The 20,804-nt window shown below is 68.5% G+C and carries 19 protein-coding genes; 2 read left to right on the forward strand and 17 right to left on the reverse strand.

The window, feature by feature from the left end:
- Positions 1–41: 41 nt before the first annotated feature.
- From ACVTJA_RS40415 to ACVTJA_RS40495, 17 genes are all read right to left on the reverse strand, one after another.
- Positions 42–608 (reverse strand): pilus assembly protein PilP, encoded by a 567-nt coding sequence (locus ACVTJA_RS40415; protein WP_465828494.1) that lies wholly within the window; start codon positions 606–608, stop codon positions 42–44.
- Positions 609–651: 43 nt separating this feature from the next.
- Complete coding sequence (locus ACVTJA_RS40420; RefSeq protein WP_465828496.1) at positions 652–1,257, reverse strand: type IV pilus inner membrane component PilO; 606 nt, start codon at positions 1,255–1,257, stop codon at positions 652–654.
- Positions 1,258–1,271: 14 nt separating this feature from the next.
- On the reverse strand, positions 1,272–1,949 hold the full coding sequence (locus ACVTJA_RS40425) for a PilN domain-containing protein (protein ID WP_465828498.1): 678 nt from the start codon (positions 1,947–1,949) through the stop codon (positions 1,272–1,274).
- 28 nt (positions 1,950–1,977) lie between these two features.
- Entirely contained in the window at positions 1,978–3,060 is a 1,083-nt protein-coding gene (gene pilM, locus ACVTJA_RS40430; protein WP_465828500.1) for a type IV pilus assembly protein PilM, read from the reverse strand.
- Between the two features lie 186 nt (positions 3,061–3,246).
- Positions 3,247–4,686 carry a sigma-54-dependent transcriptional regulator gene (locus ACVTJA_RS40435; RefSeq protein WP_465828502.1) on the reverse strand — a complete coding sequence of 480 codons (1,440 nt, stop codon included), beginning with the start codon at positions 4,684–4,686 and terminating at the stop codon, positions 3,247–3,249.
- Between the two features lie 75 nt (positions 4,687–4,761).
- Entirely contained in the window at positions 4,762–5,883 is a 1,122-nt protein-coding gene (locus tag ACVTJA_RS40440; RefSeq protein ID WP_465828504.1) for a sensor histidine kinase, read from the reverse strand.
- 16 nt (positions 5,884–5,899) lie between these two features.
- Positions 5,900–6,943, reverse strand: coding sequence for a prepilin peptidase (locus ACVTJA_RS40445; protein WP_465828508.1), 1,044 nt, complete (start codon positions 6,941–6,943; stop codon positions 5,900–5,902).
- A gap of 27 nt (positions 6,944–6,970) precedes the next feature.
- Entirely contained in the window at positions 6,971–7,738 is a 768-nt protein-coding gene (locus ACVTJA_RS40450; RefSeq protein ID WP_465828511.1) for an ABC transporter permease, read from the reverse strand.
- Positions 7,735–8,748 carry an ABC transporter ATP-binding protein gene (locus tag ACVTJA_RS40455; protein ID WP_465828514.1) on the reverse strand — a complete coding sequence of 338 codons (1,014 nt, stop codon included), beginning with the start codon at positions 8,746–8,748 and terminating at the stop codon, positions 7,735–7,737. The genes ACVTJA_RS40450 and ACVTJA_RS40455 overlap by 4 nt, the downstream gene beginning before the upstream one ends.
- The gene (locus ACVTJA_RS40460) at positions 8,745–9,614 is read right to left on the reverse strand and encodes an ABC transporter (protein WP_465828517.1); all 870 of its coding nucleotides are present in this window, start codon (positions 9,612–9,614) and stop codon (positions 8,745–8,747) included. Before ACVTJA_RS40460 ends, ACVTJA_RS40455 begins: the two co-directional genes overlap by 4 nt.
- 132 nt (positions 9,615–9,746) lie before the next feature.
- The gene (locus ACVTJA_RS40465; protein WP_465828521.1) at positions 9,747–10,382 is read right to left on the reverse strand and encodes a prepilin-type N-terminal cleavage/methylation domain-containing protein; all 636 of its coding nucleotides are present in this window, start codon (positions 10,380–10,382) and stop codon (positions 9,747–9,749) included.
- A 194-nt stretch (positions 10,383–10,576) separates the two neighbouring features.
- Entirely contained in the window at positions 10,577–11,956 is a 1,380-nt protein-coding gene (locus tag ACVTJA_RS40470) for a sigma-54-dependent transcriptional regulator (RefSeq protein WP_465840641.1), read from the reverse strand.
- Between the two features lie 65 nt (positions 11,957–12,021).
- Entirely contained in the window at positions 12,022–13,590 is a 1,569-nt protein-coding gene (locus ACVTJA_RS40475; protein ID WP_465828523.1) for a two-component system sensor histidine kinase NtrB, read from the reverse strand.
- 25 nt (positions 13,591–13,615) lie between these two features.
- Entirely contained in the window at positions 13,616–14,872 is a 1,257-nt protein-coding gene (gene pilC, locus ACVTJA_RS40480; protein ID WP_465828524.1) for a type IV pilus assembly protein PilC, read from the reverse strand.
- A 57-nt stretch (positions 14,873–14,929) separates the two neighbouring features.
- Positions 14,930–16,051, reverse strand: coding sequence for a type IV pilus twitching motility protein PilT (locus tag ACVTJA_RS40485; protein WP_465828526.1), 1,122 nt, complete (start codon positions 16,049–16,051; stop codon positions 14,930–14,932).
- Between the two features lie 41 nt (positions 16,052–16,092).
- Positions 16,093–17,793, reverse strand: coding sequence for a type IV-A pilus assembly ATPase PilB (gene pilB / locus ACVTJA_RS40490; RefSeq protein ID WP_465828528.1), 1,701 nt, complete (start codon positions 17,791–17,793; stop codon positions 16,093–16,095).
- A gap of 207 nt (positions 17,794–18,000) precedes the next feature.
- Complete coding sequence (locus ACVTJA_RS40495) at positions 18,001–18,933, reverse strand: bifunctional riboflavin kinase/FAD synthetase (protein ID WP_465828530.1); 933 nt, start codon at positions 18,931–18,933, stop codon at positions 18,001–18,003.
- 91 nt (positions 18,934–19,024) lie between these two features.
- Here ACVTJA_RS40495 and trmB point away from each other — a divergent pair, with 91 nt between their 5' ends.
- Together trmB and ACVTJA_RS40505 are read left to right on the forward strand one after the other, a co-directional pair.
- The gene (trmB, locus tag ACVTJA_RS40500; RefSeq protein WP_465828532.1) at positions 19,025–19,645 is read left to right on the forward strand and encodes a tRNA (guanine(46)-N(7))-methyltransferase TrmB; all 621 of its coding nucleotides are present in this window, start codon (positions 19,025–19,027) and stop codon (positions 19,643–19,645) included.
- A 107-nt stretch (positions 19,646–19,752) separates the two neighbouring features.
- On the forward strand, positions 19,753–20,796 hold the full coding sequence (locus ACVTJA_RS40505) for a diguanylate cyclase (protein ID WP_465828534.1): 1,044 nt from the start codon (positions 19,753–19,755) through the stop codon (positions 20,794–20,796).
- Positions 20,797–20,804 lie beyond the last annotated feature (8 nt).

A 20,804-nucleotide genomic window follows, 5' to 3' on the forward strand; every position in this document is an offset into this window, starting at 1 on the left:
TGGAAGCGGGCGACCGCCCGCGGGAGCGCCTTCTGGGGGCGCTACTCCCCGTAGTTCTTGCCCGTCATCATGTTGTAGGCGGGGTCCTGCTTATCGTCGGGCTTGAGCTGCAGCGTCACCGGATTCTTGATGATTTCGCCGTTGCCCGAGAACACCTCGGTCACCGTCACCGAGTCACGGAGGATCTGCGTCACCTTCCCGCCCTGGCGCCCCACGCGGGTGTTGCGCCGCACGATGTGGCCGCGGCCCACCGGGTCCTCGACCATGGCGATGGGGTTGGCGTCACCCGTGACGACCGCCACCAGCTTGAGCTGATCCAGGTCGAAGGCGCACAGCGGCTCGTTGCACGAAGCCACCGGGCTGGGCGTCACCGGCCCGAGCTCATCCACCGGGCTGCGGAACGGGTCACGCTTGCCCACCGGGTTGTACGTGTACACATACGGGGCCACGGCCGCCGCGGTCTCCGCCGCGGCGGGGGCCGCCGGGGCCGGAGCCACGACCGCCGCGGGCTTCGTCGGCGGGGCCGGAGCCGGGGGGGGCGCGTCGTCGCATGCCGCCAGCGAGAGCGCCAGCACCGCGGTGGTCATGGTGGCCTTGAACGTCTTCATCCTCAATCCCCTTGTCGCCCTACTTTCCGGGCGGATCAAGTTTCTAGTTCTTCTTCGCGCTCGCCGACGCCGAGGACTGCTCGACGAAGCGGAACGTCGTGGCCAGGAAGCTGCTCTTCAGGACGACCTTCTCGTTCTGCAGGGTCGGCTGCTCGAGCTTGATGTTGTTGACGTTGACGATGCGGCGCATGTTCGCCATCTCCTGCAGGAAGAGGGCGATCTCGTGGTAGTTGCCGCTGACCGTCATCTTCAGGGGGATGCGGGCGAAGAACTCACCGCCGCCCACGAACTCCTTGTCCGGCGTCACGCTGGAGATCTCGAGCCCGCTCTTCTTGCCGATGTCGTTGATCTGCGCGAGCAGCTCCTCGATGTCCTTCTTCTCGGGCAGCTCCGTCAGCGCCTCGTTGAGCTTCTGCTCCAGCACGTCCATCTCGCGCCGGCGGTCATTGAGGTTCTGGGCGATCTCGCTCTTCTCCGCGAGCTCCAGGTCCAGCTGGCGGCGCGTGGCCAGCTCGCCCTTGATCTGGTCCTCGGTGGGGGAGATGGCGAGGAAGAAGTTGGCGACGGTCATCAGAATCACGGCGATGGCCAGACCGCCGAACTTGGTGGCGGGGGGCGCCTTGGCGAATTGATCCAGGTACTTGTCCATGGCGTGCGGGCCTCTCAGATGGCGTAGTTGGCCGTCAGCGTGATCTTGAAGTCGACCAGGGACGGAGTCCCCGGCTTCGACTCCTTGCCCTGGACCGCGCTGGTCAGGTCGATGTTCTTGAAGAAGGGAGTGACCTCCGCCGAGGGGAACTCCTCGACGGTGGCCTCGGCCGTGAGCAGCTCCACGCGCGACGTCTTGCTGTCGCGGCGCTGGTCCACCAGGCGGCCCATGCCCTTCGGCGTCCACACCACGCCGTTGAGGCCGCGCATGAACTCGGCGACCTCGTCGTGGCTGAGGGCGGCGCCGTCGATGGCCACCGCGTTGCTGGCCTCGCTGAAGGTCTTCAGCCAGACCTTCTTCGGCGTGGCGGACGCGAGCGCGTCCAGCATGCGCACCGGGCCGTTGCGGCCCTTGCGCAGCGAGTCCAGCACGGCCAGCTTCTTCTCCACCTCGGCCTTGCGGGCGTTGATGTTCTTCACCTCGCCGATGACCTTCTCCAGCTCGGCGATCTTCGCCCGCGTCTGCGCGATGCCCTGGCGGTGGCGCTGCAGCTCACCGTCCCGGTCCGCGTACCAGAAGTAGTTGCCCATGCCCGCGCCAATCAGCACGAGGGCGAAGAGGACCAGCACCTGCCGGCCCATCTCCCGCTTCTTCACCGCCCGGACGGGCAGCAGGTTGATGCGAATCATCATGTGCGTCGTCTCCTAAGGGGTGGACCGGTCAGGCAGCCTTGTCGCCCGGGCGCCGCAGCGCCAATCCCACGGCCACCGCCGCCATGGGCGCCACGTCCATGATGAACGCGGGGTCGAACTTGCGGTTGTCCACTTCGATTTTGCGGAAGGGGTTCAGAATCTCGACCGGCACGCCCGTGCGCGCCTCGATGGTCTTGAACAGCGCGGGAATCTTCGCCGTGCCGCCCGACAGGTACACCTTGCTGAAGTTCGAGTCCGCCGCGGTGCCCGCGTAGAAGTCCAGCGAGCGCTGGATTTCACCGGCCACCTGCTCGGCGACGCTGGAGAGCACCCGCTCCACTTCCTGGGGCACCACCGCGTCCGCGTCCGCGCTGTTGCCGCCAATCTTCAGCGCCTCGGCCTCCTCGTAGGAGACGTTGAGCTGCTTCTGGATTTCTTCGGTGAACTGGTTGCCACCGATGGTGACGTCGCGGGTGAACACCGTCACGCCGTTGGCGATGATGTTGATGTTCACCACCGAGGCGCCCGCGTTGATGAGCACCACGGTCTCCTTCTCCGGGAGGTCGTAGTTGACGGAGAACATGTTCTGGACGGCGAAGGCGTCCACGTCCACCACCGCGGGTGACAGGCCCGCCTCCGAGACGACGGTGGTGTAGTCGTTGATCATGTCCTTCTTGGCGGCCACCAGCAGCACGTCCATCTGCCCGGTGGCGTCGTTTCCGCCGCCGTCGAGGATCTGCGTGTCGATGTTCACGTCCTTCACATCGAACGGGATGTACTGCTCCGCCTCCCACTGGATGCTCTCCTCGAGCTCGTCCTGGGACATGCGGGGCATCTGAATCTTCTTGATGATGACCGAGTGGCCGGAGACGCCGATGGCGACCTCCTTGCCCTTCACCTTCAGCTCGGACATCAACTCCTGCACGGCCTGGACGATCGCCGTGGAGTTCATCAGGGCTCCGTCGACGATGGCCTCAGGCGGCAGCGGCTTCATCCCGAAGCTCTGCAACGCGTAGCCAATCTCGCCGCGCTTGCGCTGCTCCTTGAGGAGAATCATCTTGATGGACGTCGATCCGATGTCCAGGCCGAGTGCCAGTTTGCCCTTCGCCATGCTTGACTCCGTCGAGAGGCGGCCAGCGTAACACCGGCCGTCAACCCCTCCTAGAAAGTGCCTGGAGCCCGCCTGCCCTCCGGACGGACGGGAGCGGCGCCAGTGATGCGCCGGGCCCCTCAACACCGTCGCGCAAGCCCGATTTTCCGGCCCCTGGCGCGTTCCGTCAAATGCAGGCAGGCAGGTTCAACCCCGCTCCGCCTCGGCATCCGGGTCGATGCCGTACTCCTTGATCTTGTACAGCAGCGCGCGGTGGCTGATGTCCAACAGCTCCGACGCCCGGGTGCGGTTGCCCTTCGTCCGGCGCAGCGCCGCGCGGATGTAGGACTCCTCCAGCTCCCGGATGGCGCGCTTGAGCGACAGGTCCGTACCCTCCTGTAGCGCGGCCCCCGCCGCCCCACCCGAGGTGCCCGCCACCGCGCCCGTGGGACCGGGTGGGGGCGCGGCCCACAACTTGTCGGGCAGATTGGCCGGAAGGATGAGAGATGTGTCCGCCAGCAACACGGCGCGCTCCATGGCGTTCTCCAGCTCGCGCACGTTGCCCGGCCAGGCGTACGCGGCCAGCAGGGCCTCGGCGTCCGGGGAGAGCCCCTCGATGGGCGGCTCGCGGTTCAGCTCGCGGTTGAAGCGGGAGATGAAGGCGCGCGCCAGGAGCGGCACGTCCTCGCGGCGCTCGCGCAGGGGCGGCATGCGGAGGTTCACCACGTTGAGGCGGTAGTAGAGGTCCTCGCGGAACTCGCCCTTCTCCACCAGCTTGCCCAAATCCCGCAGCGTGGCGGCCACCACGCGCACGTCCACCTTCTCCACCCGGTTCTCCCCCACCGGGCGGATTTCCCCCTCCTGGAGCACGCGGAGCAGCTTCACCTGGGCGGACAGCGACAGCTCGCCGACTTCGTCCAGGAAGAGGGTGCCACCATCGGCCTCGGCGAAGAGGCCGCGCTTGGCGGAGCGCGCATCGGTGAAGGCGCCCTTGGCGTGGCCGAACAGCTCGCTTTCGATGAGGCCGGCGGCGATGGCGCCGCAGTTGACGGCGACGAAGGCCATGGCGGCGCGGGGGCTGCTCGCGTGCAGCTCGCGGGCGATGAGCTCCTTGCCGGTGCCGCTCTCGCCGCTGATGAGCACCGTGGTGTCCACCGGCGCAAGCCGCGCCACCTGCCGCAGCACCGCCTGCAGCGCGGGGCTCGCGCCGAGGATGTGTCCTTCCGGCGCGGACGGGAGGCTGGCCTCCTTGAGGCGGCGGTTCTCCCGCACCAGCCGCTCGCGCTCCTCGGCCTTGCGGAGGACGAAGACGATTTCCTCCGGCTTGAAGGGCTTCTGGACGTAGTCGAACGCGCCGGCGGAGACGGCCTCCAGCGCCTGCTCCTGCGAGCCGTACGCGCTCATCACCACCGCGGTGAGGCCCGGGTGCTGGGCGAGCGCCTCGCGCAGCACGGTGAGGCCGTCCTTCCTCGGCATCCGCACGTCGCACAGCAGCACGTCGTAGTCGCGCGCGGCCAGCTCGCGCAGGGCCTCGTCGCCGTCCGCCACGGCGCGGACTTCATAGCCGCGGTCCGTGAGAACCAGCGTGAGGATGTGGCGGATGGAGGGCTCGTCGTCGGCGACGAGAATGGTGCGGAACAGGGACATGACCGTCTCCAGCACATCATCCCCCAGCCGCGAGGAGGCCGATAGCTCCTGGCTGGTAGGGAGGCCCTTTTCTCCTCATGCCGCCGGCAGGGACACGGTGAAGCGGGCGCCGCCTCCGGGCGCGTTCTCCGCCAGCAGCCGGCCGCCCATCACCTGCGCGAGCCGCAGCGACACCGCCAGCCCCAGCCCGGTGCCCTCCCGGCCCTTGGTGGTGAAGAAGGGCTCGAAGAGGCGGGGCATGACGTCCGCGGGGATGCCCGGCCCCGAGTCCTCCACCACCAGCCGCGCCTCGGCCCCCTCGAGGCTCGTGCGGACGCGCACGCTCCCCTGCCCTCCCATGGCCTGCGCGGCGTTGAGCAGCAGGTTGATGATGATTTGCGACAGCGGCCCCGGGTCCGCCCGGGCGAGCAACCCCGGCTCCAAGCCCAGCTCCACCCGCACTCCCACCAACTCCGGCGCGGCCCGCACCAGCCGCACGCACGTCTCCACCACCGCGCCCAGCTCCACCGGCGCCACCGTGGCCGTCCCCGGACGCCCCAGGTCCAGCAGCCCGCGGATGATGCGGTCGATGCGCTGCACCTCGTGGTCGATGCGCTCCAGGAAGTCCTTCAGGTCCGGCGTGTTGGCCTTCAGCTTCGCCAGCGCCACGTAGCCGAGGATGCCCGACAGCGGGTTGCCCACCTCGTGCGCCACGCCCGCCGCCAGCCGGCCCACCGTGGCCAGCCGCTCCGAGGACACCAGCTCCGTCTGCGCGCGCGCCAGCCGGGCGTTGGCCTCGCGCAGCGACTCCATCTGCGAGCGCGTGAGGGCCTGCTCCACGCGCAGCGCCTCCGCCATGCGCTGCAGCGCGCGCTGGATGCGCGACAGCAGCGGCCCCCCCTGGGTGGGCACCAGGTGCGGGTCCAACTCCAGCCGGCCGAACTGCTCCACCACCGCCTCCGTGCTGCGCAGCGGGCGGCCCACCATCACGTCCAGCACCACGTACGCCAGCACCGTGAGCACCACCAGGCTCAGCCCGAGCACCATCGGCAGGAGCCCCTTCACGTGCATCAGCGCCGCGGCCTCGGTGCTGCCCGGCGGCGCGAGCCTCCGCACCGCCTCCATCAACCGGATGAGGAGCGGCTGCACCGACAGCCAGGTGAGCCCCGTGGACAGCGAGCCCAGCAGGAAGGCCACGCTGGCGATGCGCCACTTCACCGCGCGAGCGCCGGCCTCACGGCAGGCCTCCCAGCATCATCGCGATGTCCGGCGGCAGCACCCGTCCCAGCCAGGGGCCCAGCAGCAACAACTCCAGCCCCGCCAGCGCCAGCCACGGGCCGAAGGGGATGCTGGTGCGGTCCGGCACCCAGTCCTCCTCCTGCCCCTCCTCGTCCAGCGGCGCGTCGGGGATGGGCTGGAACAGCAGGCAGAACGGCACCAGCACCAGGCGCTTCCACGAGGGCAGGCCCGGCCGCGTGAAGTCCCAGGTCATGGTGAGCGGCGGCAACTCCCCCTCCGGCTCCTCGGCGGTGCCCGCCTCCGAGCCCGGCGGCGCCCCCGAGGCCGGCGTCTCCTCGGTGCGCGGCCCGGCGCGGCCAGTGAAGAGCAGCATGAGGATGCCCACCACCGCGCCCTGCATGGAGGCGAAGAGGAGGATGCCGAGCAGCGCGCGCCAGGAGAGGAAGGCCCCCAGCATGGCGACGAGGTACTTGTCCCCCGCGCCCAGGGCCTCCTTCTTGAAGACCTTCCAGCCCACGTACTCCATGAGCCGGAAGGCGAGGAAGCCCACCAGCGCGCCGATGAGCGCGTCCCAGAAGGCGTCCATCCCCCGGGGCACCGCGAGGGCGATGCCGGCGAGGGTGCCGGACACCGTCATGGACAGCGGCAGAATCCAGTGGTCCAGGTCGATGAAGGTGAGCGGCACCAGCAGGGTGACGAGCACCAGCGCCAGCACGAGCTCATACGTCCAGCCGAAGCGGCGCAGGCACGCGAAGAAGAGCAGCCCGGTGAGCAGCTCCACCAGCGGGTAGCGCGCGGAGATGGGCGTCCCACACCCGCGGCAGCGCGCCCGGAGCGCCAGCCAGGAGAGCAGCGGGATGTTCTCGTACCAGGCGAGGACGTGGCCGCACTTCGGGCAGCGCGAGCCCGGCCGGACGATGCTCAGCCCCTCCGGGACTCGCGCGATGACGACGTTGAGGAAGCTGCCGATGCACAGCCCCAACACCAGGAGGAAGAGGGTGAAGACGGTCTCAATCCAGCCTGGTGGGAGGGTCTGCATCGCGCGGCTTCGGATTCTAGCGCGCGCTCAGCGGAAGTCGCGTCGCTCGAACACGAGCGTGGCCAGCACGCAGAACAGCGCGCCCCAGCCCACCGCGTAGAGCGTGGCCTTGCCGAGCTCGGACGCCGCCACCTCGATGACGTACGTGGCGCGCGGCCGGAAGTTCAGCCGCTCCAGGTTGGGCAGGGCGTAGTAGACGGCCTTGCTCACCCAGACGACGAACTCGCTCTTGGACTTCGTGCCCAGGTTGTAGATGTCCGCGCACAGGTGGCCCGCGAAGTACAGGCCCGTCGTCACCAGCGCGGACACCAGCTGGCTGGCGAAGGTGGACAGCAGGAAACCGGCGCTGGTGAGGACGAACAGCTCCAGGTACAGCCCCCAGAGCGCGGCCATCTGCGGCTGGGTGATGGGGCTGCGGTGGATGACGAGCTGCATCCAGAACAGCAACGTCATGGCCACCAGCAGCACGCCGAGCGTGAGCATGTTGCCCGCCAGGCGCGCGAGCAGGAACCGGCTGCGCGACAGCGGCTTGGACACCATCAGGAAGATGGTGCGCCGCTCGATTTCGCGGCTGATGAGCCCGGACGACAGGAAGATGGCGAGGAAGACGAGCAGGAGGCTCATCACCCCCAGGCCGAAGTCCGTCACCACGCGGTCGAACGTGCTGACCGTCACCTCCGTGACGAGCGTGGTGGCGAACAGCAGCACCAGCGCGAAGGCGGCCACGAGCACCGTCACCCGGTTGCGCCGCGCCTCGCGGAAGCCGTTCCACGCCATGGCGGTAAAAGCACTCATCCCTGAATCTCTCCTCCCACGGTCTGTCCGCCGGCCTGCTTCATCGCCTCGAGGAAGAGGTCCTCCAGCGAGAAACGCGCGGGCTGCATGCGGCTGACGCGCCCGCCCTGGGCAATGATGGCCTGGAGCAGCTTGTGCGCGTCCGAGTCCGGCACCCGCAGCATCACCCGGCTGTCGAGCTGCTGCACCTGCTCGTACGTGAAGCCCAGCGCCTGGAGCTGCTCGAGCGGCAGGCCGTGCACCACCATCTCCATCGAGGGCGCCCGCGCCGACACCAGCTCCTGCACGCTGCCCTCCTGCACGCGCCGCCCGCCCACCAGCACGGCCACGCGGTCACAGAGCGCCTCCACGTCCGAGATGATGTGCGTGCAGAAGAGGATGGTCGTCCCCTTCTCGCGCTCGGCGAGGATGATGTCGCGCATCTGCCGGCGGCCCAGCGGGTCCAGGCCGGAGGTGGGCTCGTCCAGCACCAGCAGGCGCGGCCCGCTGATGAGCGCCTGCGCCAGGGCCGTGCGCTGCACCATGCCCTTGGAGTAGCGGCGGATCTGCAGGTCCGACGCGCGGCCCATGCCCACCTCGCCCAGCACGCGCTCCACGCGCTGGTCGAGGTCATGTCCGCTCAGCCCGAAGATGCGCCCCGCCAGCGTCACGAACTCGCGCCCGGTGAGGTACTCGTAGAGGGATGGGTTCTCCGGCAGGAAGCCCACCTGCCGCCGCACGTGCGGGCGGTCCGGCGGCTCGCCGAAGAGCAGCGCCTGCCCCTGCGACGCACGCACCAGCCCCATGAGAATCTTGATGGTGGTGGACTTGCCCGCGCCGTTGGGGCCGAGCAGCCCGTAGACCTGCCCCGGCGCGATGTCCAGGTCCAGGCCCTGCAGCGCCTTGACGTGCTTGTTGAGGAAGAAGCCCACCCGGTACGTCTTGGACAGGCCGCGGATGCGCACGGGCTGGCTGCCGTCAGCGACGGGAGCCGCCACGGGCGGAGCCTCGAGCTTCGGGGCCGCCGTCATTGAGTGCCCTCCTCTTCGTCGACCATGATGCCACCCGCGGCGAGGTCTTCCCGCAGCTCCTGCTTCTTGGCGTTGTCGTACATCTCCAACCTGTAGAGTCCGGACGTGGAGCGAGCGCGCCCCCGCCGGTCGATGAAGAACTTCCCCTCCAACGGGTCCTGGGGCGGGAACTTCAGGTAGCCCAGCCGCACCAGGTCCGGCACCGTCTTCGGACGCTCACCATGGTCCTTCTGGTAGGCCTCGATGGCCTGGTCTATCTGCGTGAGCACCCGCTCCCGGAGGATTTCCTTGATGCGGTGCTCGTAGAAGGCCCGGGACTCATCGTCCTCGGCGCTGTCACGCAACATCTCCGCCACGTGGAGGCCCGAGTCGAAGCTGCCGGCCTGGGCGTAGAGACGCGTCGCGAGCTGGCCCAGGTAGCTCGGCATGTCAGGGTACTTCGAGAGCTTCACGAGCAGGTCCGCCGCGCCCTTGTAGTCGCCGTGGTACGTCATCTTGTTGTACGCGAGCTGGAACATGAAACGGCGGTCGTCCGGAAGGTGGCTGAGCCCCTTGGACAGCAGCCGGGAAGACAAATCCGTGTTCACCCACTGCTCGCGGCCCAGATTGAAGGGCGTGGCGATGGCGCCCCACTCGTAGACGTAGCGGAACTTCGGGTCGAGGTCGGTCGCCAGGTCCGCGTAGAAGTAGACGTCGCGGTATTCGGTGTCGGTATTGGCGCGGCCCATCTGTTGGATGGCCTGCAGCCAGTAGAAGTCGGCCAGCAGCGGCTTCTGCGAGGCCCCCAGCACCTCCAGCATCTCCCGGCGTGGGAGGATGGGGCCGTCCTTCGTCCTCAAGGGCTTGTCTGGCTTGTCGGCCATCATGACGATGGAGCAGACGGCCAGGCACAAAACTACGATCCGCGTGAGCATCCCGAAGTCCTGAAAAGGAGAAGGGCCGCCTCCCAGATGGAAGGCGGCCCGAAGAACAGTGGCCGGGCCACCGTTCATTCCACGTCAGTTGTCGCAGGCGACGTCGTTGCGGGTGTTGTACGGCGTGCCGGAGGCGACAGCGCCCGCCTCGGAGCAGCCGCCAATGAGGCCGTGGCCCTCGAAGCCGGCGATCACCCAGTCATCCGTGGTGACCTCGTTGTCCGCGTTGCCCTGGGCGCCCGCGAAGAAGTTGCAGTTCGGGCAGGTCTGCTGCACGCCCCACGTGGTGTCGTAGGGAGGCGTGTCCGAGGCGAAGTTCGCCACGCTGGGGTTCGGAACAGCAACCGCGCCGTTGAAGCGGTTCGTGTCGACGGAGATGCTGGAGATGCCCGTGCCAGCAGGGTTGTTGATGGCCGGACCAGAGCGGTTCTCGTTCGCGCCGCCCGTGCCGACGATGTAGCCGTAACGGTTGCCGCGCTCGGGAGCGAAGCCGATCTCGTTGGCGAACATCGAGTAGCGGTCCTTCTCGGAGAAGAACGCCTTCTGCGCGGTGAACAGGGCCTTGAGGTTGGTCTTGGCCTCGGACTGCTTGGAGCGCGCCTGGAACTTGATGAAGTTCGGGATGGCGATGGCGGCCAGGATACCGATGATGGCGACCACGATCATGAGCTCGATGAGCGTGAAGCCACGGTTACGGGGGTTGAAGCGGGAAACGCGCATTGGGGGTTCCTCGGGGAGGTTCTTGGCTGGGGCACTGCGCCCGCAGAGGACTTTAGCACTCGGCATGCCAGCGCCCGCAACCGTCCAAAGTGGCTGATTTCCATGGGGAGAGAGCCGGAGCTCTCATTTGGGGAATGCAGGGCTGACAAATTTGGGCAGCGGGACTGACGAGAAGTGTCGATCTCCGCCGCGCCTTATTCCCGCTTCCAGGCCTCGGCGTCCCCACCCGGCTCCAGTTCCTCGGTGAGGCCGTGCTTGGCCAGGCGATACCGGAAGGAACGGAAGGACAGGCCAAGCAGCTCCGCCGCGCGTGTCTTCACGCCGCCCGCCTGCTTCAGCGCGGCGAGCAGGTAGCGCCGCTCGCTTTCGTCCAGGTGGCGCTCCAGGTTGAAGCCCGCGCCCAGCCGTGGCTCGCCGCCCTCGTTGGAGGGAGTCATCGGCTCGGCCTCGCCGCGCACCGCGGGGGGCAGCGTGGAGGGGCCCAGCAGGTCCGAGTCGGACAGCGTGGCCGCGCGCTCCACCATGTTCTGGAGCTGACGCACGTTGCCAGGGAAGGAGTAGCGCTCCAGCAGCGCCAGCGTCTCCGGCGCGAAGCGCAGGGCCGGCCGCCCCAATTCCTCCGACAGCCGCGACAGGAAGTGGCTCGCCAGCAGGGAGATGTCCCCGGGGCGCTCGCGCAGCGGGGGCAGCTCCAGCGTAATCACGTTGAGACGGTAGAAGAGGTCCTCGCGGAAGCGACCCGCCTTCACCTCGGCCTCCAGCCGCCGGTTGGTGGCCGCGATGACGCGGGCCTTGAAGGGGACCTCCGCCGAGCTGCCCACCGGCTTCACCTTCCGCTCCTGGAGCACGCGCAGCAGCTTCACCTGCGTGGCGAGCGGCATCTCTCCCACCTCGTCCAGCATGACGGTGCCCTCACCCGCGGACACCAGGAGCCCCGCCCGCTCATGCGTGGCCCCGGTGAAGGCGCCCTTCATGTGGCCGAAAAGCTCGCTCTCCAGCGTGCCCTCGTTGAGGGCCGCGCAATTGAACGGGAGAAAAGGTTGCGCCGCGCGGCTGCCTCGCATGTGGATGGCGCGGGCCACCAGCTCCTTGCCGGTGCCGCTCTCGCCCGTCACCAGCACCGTGCTGCGGCTGGGGGCCACCTTCTCCACCAGGGCCCACACCGCCTGCATGCGCGGGCTCTGCCCCACCGCCACGCCCAGGCCGGGCAGCAGCCGTGCGCGAAGGCCGCTGTTCTCCTGGCGCAAGAGGCGCTTCTCCAGCGCCTTCTGCACGAGCAGCCGCAGCTCTTCGTTGTCGAAGGGCTTGCAGATGTAGTCATACGCGCCCTCGCGCATGGCCTCCACCGCGGCGGCCGGCGAGCCGTAGGCGGTGATGAGCACGACCTCCGGGGGCTCGGGCCTCGCGCGGGCGGCGCGCAGCACGTCCAGGCCGCTGCCGGTGCCCAGCTTCATGTCGGAGATGACGAGGTCCACCCCGTCCCGCACGAGCGCCTCGCACGCGGGCTTCACGCCGGGCACGCTCGTCACCGCATAGCCCTCGCGGTGGAGCAGCAGCTCCAGGTACTCCCGCATGGACAGCTCGTCGTCCACCACCAGGACGTGCCCTCGCACGCCCCCCTCGCCTGCCTGCGAAGTCGTCACAACGGCAACTCCACCACGAACTCCGTTCCCTCGTCCCGGTTCGAGCGCACGCGGATGGCCCCGCCGTGCGCCCGGATGATGGAGTGCGCGGTGGACAGGCCCAGGCCCGTGCCCCCGTCCCGGGTGGTGAAGAACGGCTCGAACAAGTGCCCCATCATCTCCTCCGTGATGCTCCCGCCCGAGTCCCAGACGCGGATGCGCGCGTTGTGCTCGGCCCTCGCCAGCGCCACCCTCACCTCACCCCGGGGGCCGGCCGCCTGGAAGCCGTTGCGCACCAGGTTGATGAGCACCTGACGAAGCTGGTCCGGGTCCACCGCCGCCGTCAGGGACTCCGGCGCCGTCACCTCCATCCGCACGTCGCGCGCCAGCGGGTCCGCCCGCAACATGTCCACCGTCTCCACCAGCAGCGACTCCAATTCCACGGGGCGGCGCACCGGCTCCGGCGGGCGCGCGAAGCGCAGGAAGTCCTCCACCAGCCGGGCCAGCCGGTCCGACTCGCGCAGCAGGATGTTGGTGAGCTTCTGCCCCATCTCGTCCCGCGCGTCCTGGGCCAGCAGTTGCGCGGAGCCCCGCATGGCCGCCAGCGGGTTTCGCAGCTCATGGGCGAGCTGCGCGGACAGGGCCCCCAGGCTCGCCAGCCGGTCCGAGCGCTTCAGGTCCTCCTCCATGCGCCGCAGCCGCGTGAGGTCCTGGAACACCACCAGCAGCGCGCCCTGCTCGCCCTCCAGCGGCGTCACCGACAGGCCGAGGATGCGCCGCCCACTGCCCGAGCCCACCACCAGCTCGCTGCGCGGCGAGCGGGGCCCCAGCCCGGACACGCCAGGCATGAGCGACTCCAGGTCCACGCCCAGGCTGCCCACCTCGTCCATCTGGAGAATCGCGCAGCCCGCGGGGTTGACGTACGTGACGCGCCGCTGGGCGTCGCATGTCAGCAGCCCCGACGACATGGACGTGACAATCTGCTGCTGCAGCCGCCCCAGCCGCCGCAGGTCCGCCTCGCGGGCCGACAAGGCGCCGCCCGTGGCGGAGAGCTGGCGTGACAGGTAGCCGGCGAGCACGGCGATGAGCGCGAGCGCCAGCAGGTTGCTGCCCAGCACGAACAGCCCCCGGCTCGGCAAGAGGGGGGCCATGGGGGCGTTCCCCAGCAGCCGCTGCCCCATCACCAGGACGGAGAAGCACGCGCCGGACGCCACGGCCACCCAGAGGGCACCGCGCCAGTCGAGCACCACCGCCGCGCCGATGACGGCCAGGCTGTAGAGGAAGGTGAGGGGCGAGTCCTCGCCGCCGCTGAGGTACACCAGCCCCGTGGCGATGACGATGTCCCCGACGACCTGGACCCAGGCGTCCAGCCGTCCCGCCCTGCCCCACCGCAACCGCAGGCCCACCACCACCGTCGACACGTACGCGGCGATGATGACCGCCAGCGACAGCGTGTCCGTGCGGCTGGGTTCCTGGAGGGGTTGCAGCAGCAGGCGCGCCACCGTGATGACGAGCGAGAGGCTCGCCGCCACGGTGCGGAACAGCACCAGCCACACCAGGCGCGAGCGGACACTGCCTGCATCCACCGCTCGCGTGCCCGGGGCCGGGGAACTACTTGATGGCACCGGCAATGGAGAAGATGGGCAGGTACATGGCGATGAGGAAGCCGCCGACCACGCCGCCGAGGAACACCATCATGATGGGCTCAATCATGGAGGTGAGCGCGCTGACCGCCGCGTCCACCTCGTCGTCGTAGAAGTCGGCGATCTTGTTGAGCATGGTGTCCATGGCGCCGGTGGCCTCACCGACGCCAATCATCTGCACCACCATGGACGGGAACACCTTGGTGTCCGCCAGCGGGCCCGCGATGTTCTTGCCCTCGGAAATCTTGCCGCGCACGTAGTAGATGGCCGCTTCCACGGTGCGGTTGCCGGCCGTCTTCGCCGTCACGTCGAGCGCGTCGAGGATGGGCACGCCCGAGGAGAGCATGGTGCCCAGCGTGCGGGTGAAGCGGGCCACCGCGACCTTGCGAATCACCGGGCCGAAGAGCGGCATCTTCAGGAACACCTTGTCCCAGAACACGCGGCCCTTCGGGTTGTTGTAGCTGGCGGAGAAGGACACCACCACCACGATGATGCCGCCCGCGACCCAGTACCAGTTGCTCTGGGCCCACTCGGACAGGTCCACCACGAACTGGGTGGGGCCCGGCAGCTCCGAGCCGAAGTCCGCGAACATCTTGGCGAACACCGGCGTCACCTTGAGGAGCAGCAGCGCCGTCACGCCGACGGCCACGAGCAAGACGATGGCCGGGTAGGTCATCGCGCTCTTGACCTTGGCCTTGAGCTTCTCGTTCTTCTCGCGGTAGGCGGCGAGGCGGTTGAGGATGGAGTCGAGGATACCGCCCACCTCACCCGCGGCGCACAGCTGGGTGTAGAGCTCGTCGAAGACCTTGGGGTGGTCCTTCAGAGCGTCAGCGAAGGTACTGCCCTGCTCCACCTTGCCCTTGATGGCGAACAACACCTTCTTGAAGGCGGGGTTGTCCATCTGGCTGGCCAGGATGTCGAGGCACTGCACCAGCGGCAGGCCGGCGTCGATCATCGTGGCGAACTGACGGGTGAAGATGAGGATGTCCTTGCCCGTCACCCCGCCAATGCCTGGCAGGACGAGGTCCCCATCCAGGGCGCCCTTCTTGCGCACCTTGGTGGGGTTGAGGCCCAGGGACTTGAGGCGGGCGTTGACGGCCTCGGTGTCCGAGGCCTCCATCTCGCCCTTCTTCGTCTCCCCGCTCTTGGTCTTCGCCTCCCAGAGGAACAGCGACGTGTTCTTCTTGGGGGCTACGGCTTTCTGTTGAACGGCAGGTGCTGCCATGACCTGGACCTCCGCGGACGCCGCGCGAGTCTAACCCCGGATTCGAAATTCCCAGAACTAACGACCACCCGCTCCCCCGGCTGGCCGCTGCTGGCCCACGCCCGGGAGGTTCTGGCCACCGGTGGCCAGGATGTTACGCAGCTCCTCCGGGTCGCTCGAGCGGCCGAAGGCCTCGTCCTGGGAGATGACGCGGCGGATGAGGAGCGCCGCCAGGGCCTGGTTGAAGGTCTGCATGCCGTACTTCGCCTGGCCCACCTGCATGGAGGAGTAGATCTGGTGGACCTTGTCCTCGCGGATGAGGTTCCGGATGGCGGGGTTGGGCACCATCACCTCCAGCGCGAGCACGCGGCCGGGGGCCCCCGCCTTGGCCACCAGCGCCTGGCTCATCACGCCCTCGAGCACGAAGGAGAGCTGCGCGCGCACCTGCGGCTGCTGGTACGGCGGGAACACGTCCAGGATGCGGTTGATGGTCTGCACCGCGCTGTTGGTGTGCAGCGTGGCGTAGCAGATGTGGCCCGTCTCGGCGATGGTGAGCGCCGCCTCAATCGTCTCCAGGTCGCGGAGCTCGCCGACGAGCACCACGTCCGGGTCCTGGCGGAGGATGTACTTGAGGGCCGTCTTGAAGTTGCGCGTGTCCGCGCCCACCTCGCGCTGGTTGACGAGGCAGTTCTTGTGCGGGTGCAGGTACTCGATGGGGTCCTCGATGGTCATGATGTGCTCATGACGCTCGGTGTTGATCTTGTCGATCATCGAGGCCAGCGTGGTGGACTTGCCCGAGCCCGTGGGGCCCGTCACCAGGATGAGGCCGCGGGGCTTCTTCACCAGCTCCGCGACGACGGGGGGCAGGCCCAGCTCCTGGAAGGTCAAAATCTTGAAGGGAATGGTGCGGAACGCGCCGGCCACCGCGCCACGCTGCATGAAGATGTTGGCGCGGAAGCGGGACAGCCCCTTCACGCCGAAGGACAGGTCCAGCTCGTTGTCCTCCTCGAACTTGTGCTTCTGGGCGTCCGTGAGGATGGAGTAGCAGAGCTGCTTGGTCTCCACGGGAGTCAACGGCGCCGTCTTCAAGGGGACGAGCTCGCCGTCGACACGGAGCTGCGGCGGCGAACCGGTGGTGATGTGGAGGTCGGAAGCGCCCTTCTCGACCATCGCCTTGAGGAGCTGGTGCAGGTTGGCCACGGGGGGATGTCCTTCGGGTGACGCGGTGGGGGGAGGAGTGACTAGAAGCGGTCCGGCGCGGTGTTGCCGACGACTTCCTCGAGGGTGGTGAGGCCGTCCATCATCTTCCTCAGGGCGGACATGCGCAGGCTGCTCATGCCGAGGCGGATGGCCTCCTGCTTGAGCTCGGCGGCCGAGGCGCCGTTGATGACCAGCTCCTTGAGGCCGTCCCAGAAGGGCATGACCTCGTAGATGGCCACGCGACCCCGGTAGCCGCGGTCATTGCAGTCGCGGCAGCCGACCTTCTCGTACATGGTGAAGGTGCCCATCTTGTCCGGCGGCACGCCCGCGTCGATGAGGGCCTGCTCGTCCACCTTCTCCGCCGGCTTCTTGCACGCGGGGCACAGGCGGCGCGCCAGACGCTGGGCGAGGATGAGGTTGAGCGAGGCCGTCACGAGGAACGGCTCGATGCCCATGTTGAGCAGACGGCTGACCGTGCCCGGGGCGTCGTTGGTGTGCAGCGTGGAGAGCACGAGGTGGCCGGTGAGCGCCGCCTTCACGCCGATTTCCGCCGTCTCGAAGTCGCGGATCTCACCAATCATGATGATGTCCGGGTCCTGGCGGAGGAAGGAGCGCAGCGCCGCGGCGAAGTTGAGGCCGATGTCCTCGTGCATCTGCACCTGGTTGATGCCGGCGAAGTTGAACTCGACGGGGTCTTCCGCGGTGGAGATGTTGGTGTCCACGCCGTTGAGGCTGGCGAGCGCGGAGTAGAGCGTCGTCGTCTTGCCGGAGCCCGTGGGGCCCGTCACCAGCACCATGCCGTAGGGCCGGTCGATGGCCTCCTTGAACCAGGCCAGCGGCTGCGCGTCGAAGCCCAGCTTGGTCATGTCCAGCTGGAGGTTGCTCTTGTCGAGCAGACGCATCACGACCTTCTCGCCGAAGAGCGTGGGGCACACGCTCACGCGGAAGTCCATCTCCTTGCCGCCGCCCATCTTGATCTTGATGCGGCCGTCCTGCGGCAGGCGCCGCTCGGAGATGTCCAGCGAGGCCATGATCTTCAAACGCGACGTAATCGCGTTGCGAAGCTTCATGGGCGGCTTCATGACCTCGTACATCACGCCGTCGATGCGGAAGCGGACGCGGAAGTCCTTCTCGTACGGCTCGATGTGGATATCGGACGCGCGCTTCTTGATGGCGTCCATGAGGATGAGGTTCACCAGCTTGACCACCGGCGCGTCGTCCGCGGCCTTGGTCATCTCATCCAGGTTCTCCGTCTCCTCCTTCACCGTCTCGATGTCGTCCGTGACGTCGCCGACGATGTCCTCGAGGGAGGGGCCCTTCTCCGCGTAGTAGCGCTCAATCGCCTCGCGGATGGAGACCTCGGAGGCCACCACCGTCTCGATGTTGTAGCCGGTGAGGAACTTCAGGTCGTCCACAGCGAAGATGTTGGACGGGTCGCACATGGCCACGATGAGCGACGGGCCGGCGCGATTGACGGGAATCACCAGATGCTTCTCGGCCACTTCCTTGGGCACGAGCTTGATGATTTCCGGATCGATGTCGAAGTCCTTCAGGTTGATGGCCGGGACGCCGTACTGCTTGGAGAGGAAGTCGGTGAGCTTCGATTCCTCGATGGCACCCGTCTTGATGAGGGCGGTGCCGATGCGCGTGCCGTTCTTCTGCTGCTCTTCCTGGGCCTTGCGCAGCTGCTGGATGGAGATGAGGTTCTCGCGAACCAGCAGTTCACCGAGTCGACCGGACATTCGTTGAAGCCTCTTCCTTGAGGAAAAGAGGAACGAGAGGGGCTGGAGCCCACCTCGCACTCAGGAGACAGGGGGAGATGACAGGGGCCACGGGGGCTCCTGGCACGGTTCCTGATTACGAATTAGAGGGGAGCCGCGCGCTCGCGTCAAGGCGGCCCCGCCTGCTCCCTTGGCAGGTCAACCCGTTGAAGAGACACGGGAAAACGCTCAGTCACCCACACCGGCGATGACGGTGCGCGCGGCCTCCACGTCACGTTTGATCTGCCCGACGAGCTCCGCCACGGAGCCGAAGCGCTGCTCGGGACGCAGCCGCTCCAGGAACTGCACCCGCAGCTCCTTCCCATAGAGGTCACCCGAGAAGTCCAGCAGGTGTGCCTCGATGGTGACCTCGGTGCCGCCAAAGGTGGGCTTCACGCCGATATTGGCGGCGCCCGCGTGCCACGTGCCCTGTCCGCCTGCCTCACCGGGCAGGTGCACCCGAATCGCATAGACACCGGGCGCGGGGCGCAGCTCGTTCTGCGTGTCCACGTTGGCGGTGGGAAAGCCGATGCCCCGCCCCCGCCCCGCCCCGGCCACCACCGTGCCGTCCAGGTCGAAGGGGCGGCCCAGCAGCCGCTTCGCGGCGGACACGCGCCCCTCCAGGATGTACTCGCGCACGCGAGAGGAGGACGCCACCACGCCGTCCACGGTGACGGGCACCACCACGTGCACCCGCGCGCCGCGCTTCGCGGCCGCCTCGCGCAGCGTGGCCACGGTGCCGGCGCGGGCCGCGCCATAGGTGAAGTCACTGCCCACCACCACGTGCGCCACGCCGAGCGCGTCGAAGAGGGCGGCCTCGAACTCCGAGGGAGGGGTGCGCGCGTAGTCCCGGGTGAAGGGCTGCACCACGGCGGCGGACAGGTCGCACTGCGCGAACAGCTCCAGCTTGCGCGGCAGCAGGGTGATCAGCTTGGGCGCCAGCTCCGGCTGGAGCACCTTGCCGGGATGCGGGTGGAAGGTGAAGGCCGCGGCGGCGCCATGGCGGCGGGCCTCGGAGAAGAGGGCCTGGTGGCCCACGTGGACGCCGTCGAAGTTGCCCAGCGCGAGCGCCTGGCCGGCCAGCGCCCGGCCCGCCTCCGCCACCGAGTGGTAGACCTTCATGGCCCTCCGTATACCTCAAGCCCCGGAGCCCGGGGGCCGGGCGTTTTTCCCTGGCCAAGACGGGCGCCACCATGGTTGAGGCCCCCCTCCCATGGCCCGTCCCCGTCTGCTGCCCGACCCCGTCGGACTCAAGTTCGTCTCCCAGGAAACCCCTCCGGACTGGGACGCGGAGTTCGGCTTCACCGGCCCGCTGGAGCTGGAGATCGGCTCGGGCGCCGGAGGCCACGCCCTGGAGTACTGCCGCCGCCACCCCGAGGTGCGCTTCATCGCCTTCGAGTGGCGCAAGAAGTACGCGCGCGACACCCAGGCCCGCGGAGACAAGGCCGGCCTGAAGAACCTGCGCGTCGTCGAGGCCGATGCCACCTTCGTCGTGCCCCGCATCTTCGCCCCCAACTCGCTCGCCGCCATCCACCTCCAGTTCCCCGACCCCTGGTGGAAGCGCGCCCACGCCAAGCGCGCCGTCATCCAGCCCGCCTTCGCGCAGCTCCTGTACACAAAGCTCGCACCCGGAGGCCTCTTCGACATGCGCACGGACGTGAAGGACCGGGGCGAGGCCATGCTCCTCACCCTGGAATCCGTGGGTTTCCAGAACCCCCTGGGTTCAGGAGTCTTCCATCCTTACGATCCTGAGGAGGTGCCCTCCACCCGCGAGCGGCGCTACCTGGCGAGCGGAGAGCCGGTGTACCGGGCCCGGCTGCGCAAGCCGCAATGACGCCGTGATGACGGGCACTTGCCCGCCCTCTTGGCTTCCCCACCTCGGCAGGTGAGAATTGCGGTCATTCTCGCGACGCGGGATGATTGCACCGGGGGCGAAACACGATGGCGGACGGCGAACGGAAGAGGACGCTGGAGGTCGCCCGTCGTGCGTCTCCCGGGGGCGAGCTCAGCGGCCGGACGGTGCTCATCGTGGATGACGACCCGGCGCATGTCCGTCATGTCCGCGAGGGACTGGCGCCACAGGGTTACATCTTCAAGGAAGCGCACGACGGGACGCAGGCGCTGTCGGCCATCCGGCAGGCGCGGCCGGACCTCATCCTGATGGACGTGGAGATGCCGGGGCTGGGCGGCGTGGAGGTGTGCCGCATCATCAAGGCGAACTCGGGGGAGGACGGCTTCGGCTTCATCCCGGTGATTCTGATGACGGCGCGGCAGGCGGCGGGGAAGGTGGAGGGGCTGGAGCTGGGGGCGGACGACTACCTGGTGAAGCCCTTCGACATGCTGGAGCTGTCGGCGCGGGTGAAGTCCATGCTGCGGCTGAAGGTGCTGCAGGACGCGCTGGTGGAGAAGAACCGCGAGCTGGACCGCGCCAACAAGGAGCTGGCGCGGCGGCGCGAGGAGCTGCTGGCGCTCAGCCGCACGGACGCGCTCACCGGGCTGTTCAACCGGCGCTACTTCGAGGAGCGGCTGAACGAGGAGTTCGCGCGCTCGCGGCGCTACGGCTCGCCGCTGTCGCTGGTGATGCTGGACATCGACCACTTCAAGCGCATCAACGACACCTTCGGGCACCCCTTCGGGGACCAGGTGCTCAAGGCCGTGGCGCAGACGGCGCGGACGCGGCTGCGCGAGGTGGACCTGCTGGCGCGCTACGGCGGCGAGGAGTTCATCGCCCTGCTGCCGGAGACGGGGCCGGAGGACGCGCTGAAGGTGTGCGAGCGCGTGCGCGAGGCGATTGCGGCGCTGGGGCTGGAGCCCCAGAGCACCGAGGGGACACCGCCACTGGTGCGGCTGACGGCCTCGCTGGGTGTGGCCACGGTGCCCGCGGCCGACCTGGCGAGCGCGGAAGCGCTGCTGATGGCGGCGGACACCAGCCTCTATGCGGCCAAGGGAGCGGGACGCAATCGCGTCCATCAGCACGCCGCGTGACATGGATG

This window comes from Pyxidicoccus sp. M6 (genome assembly GCF_055568925.1).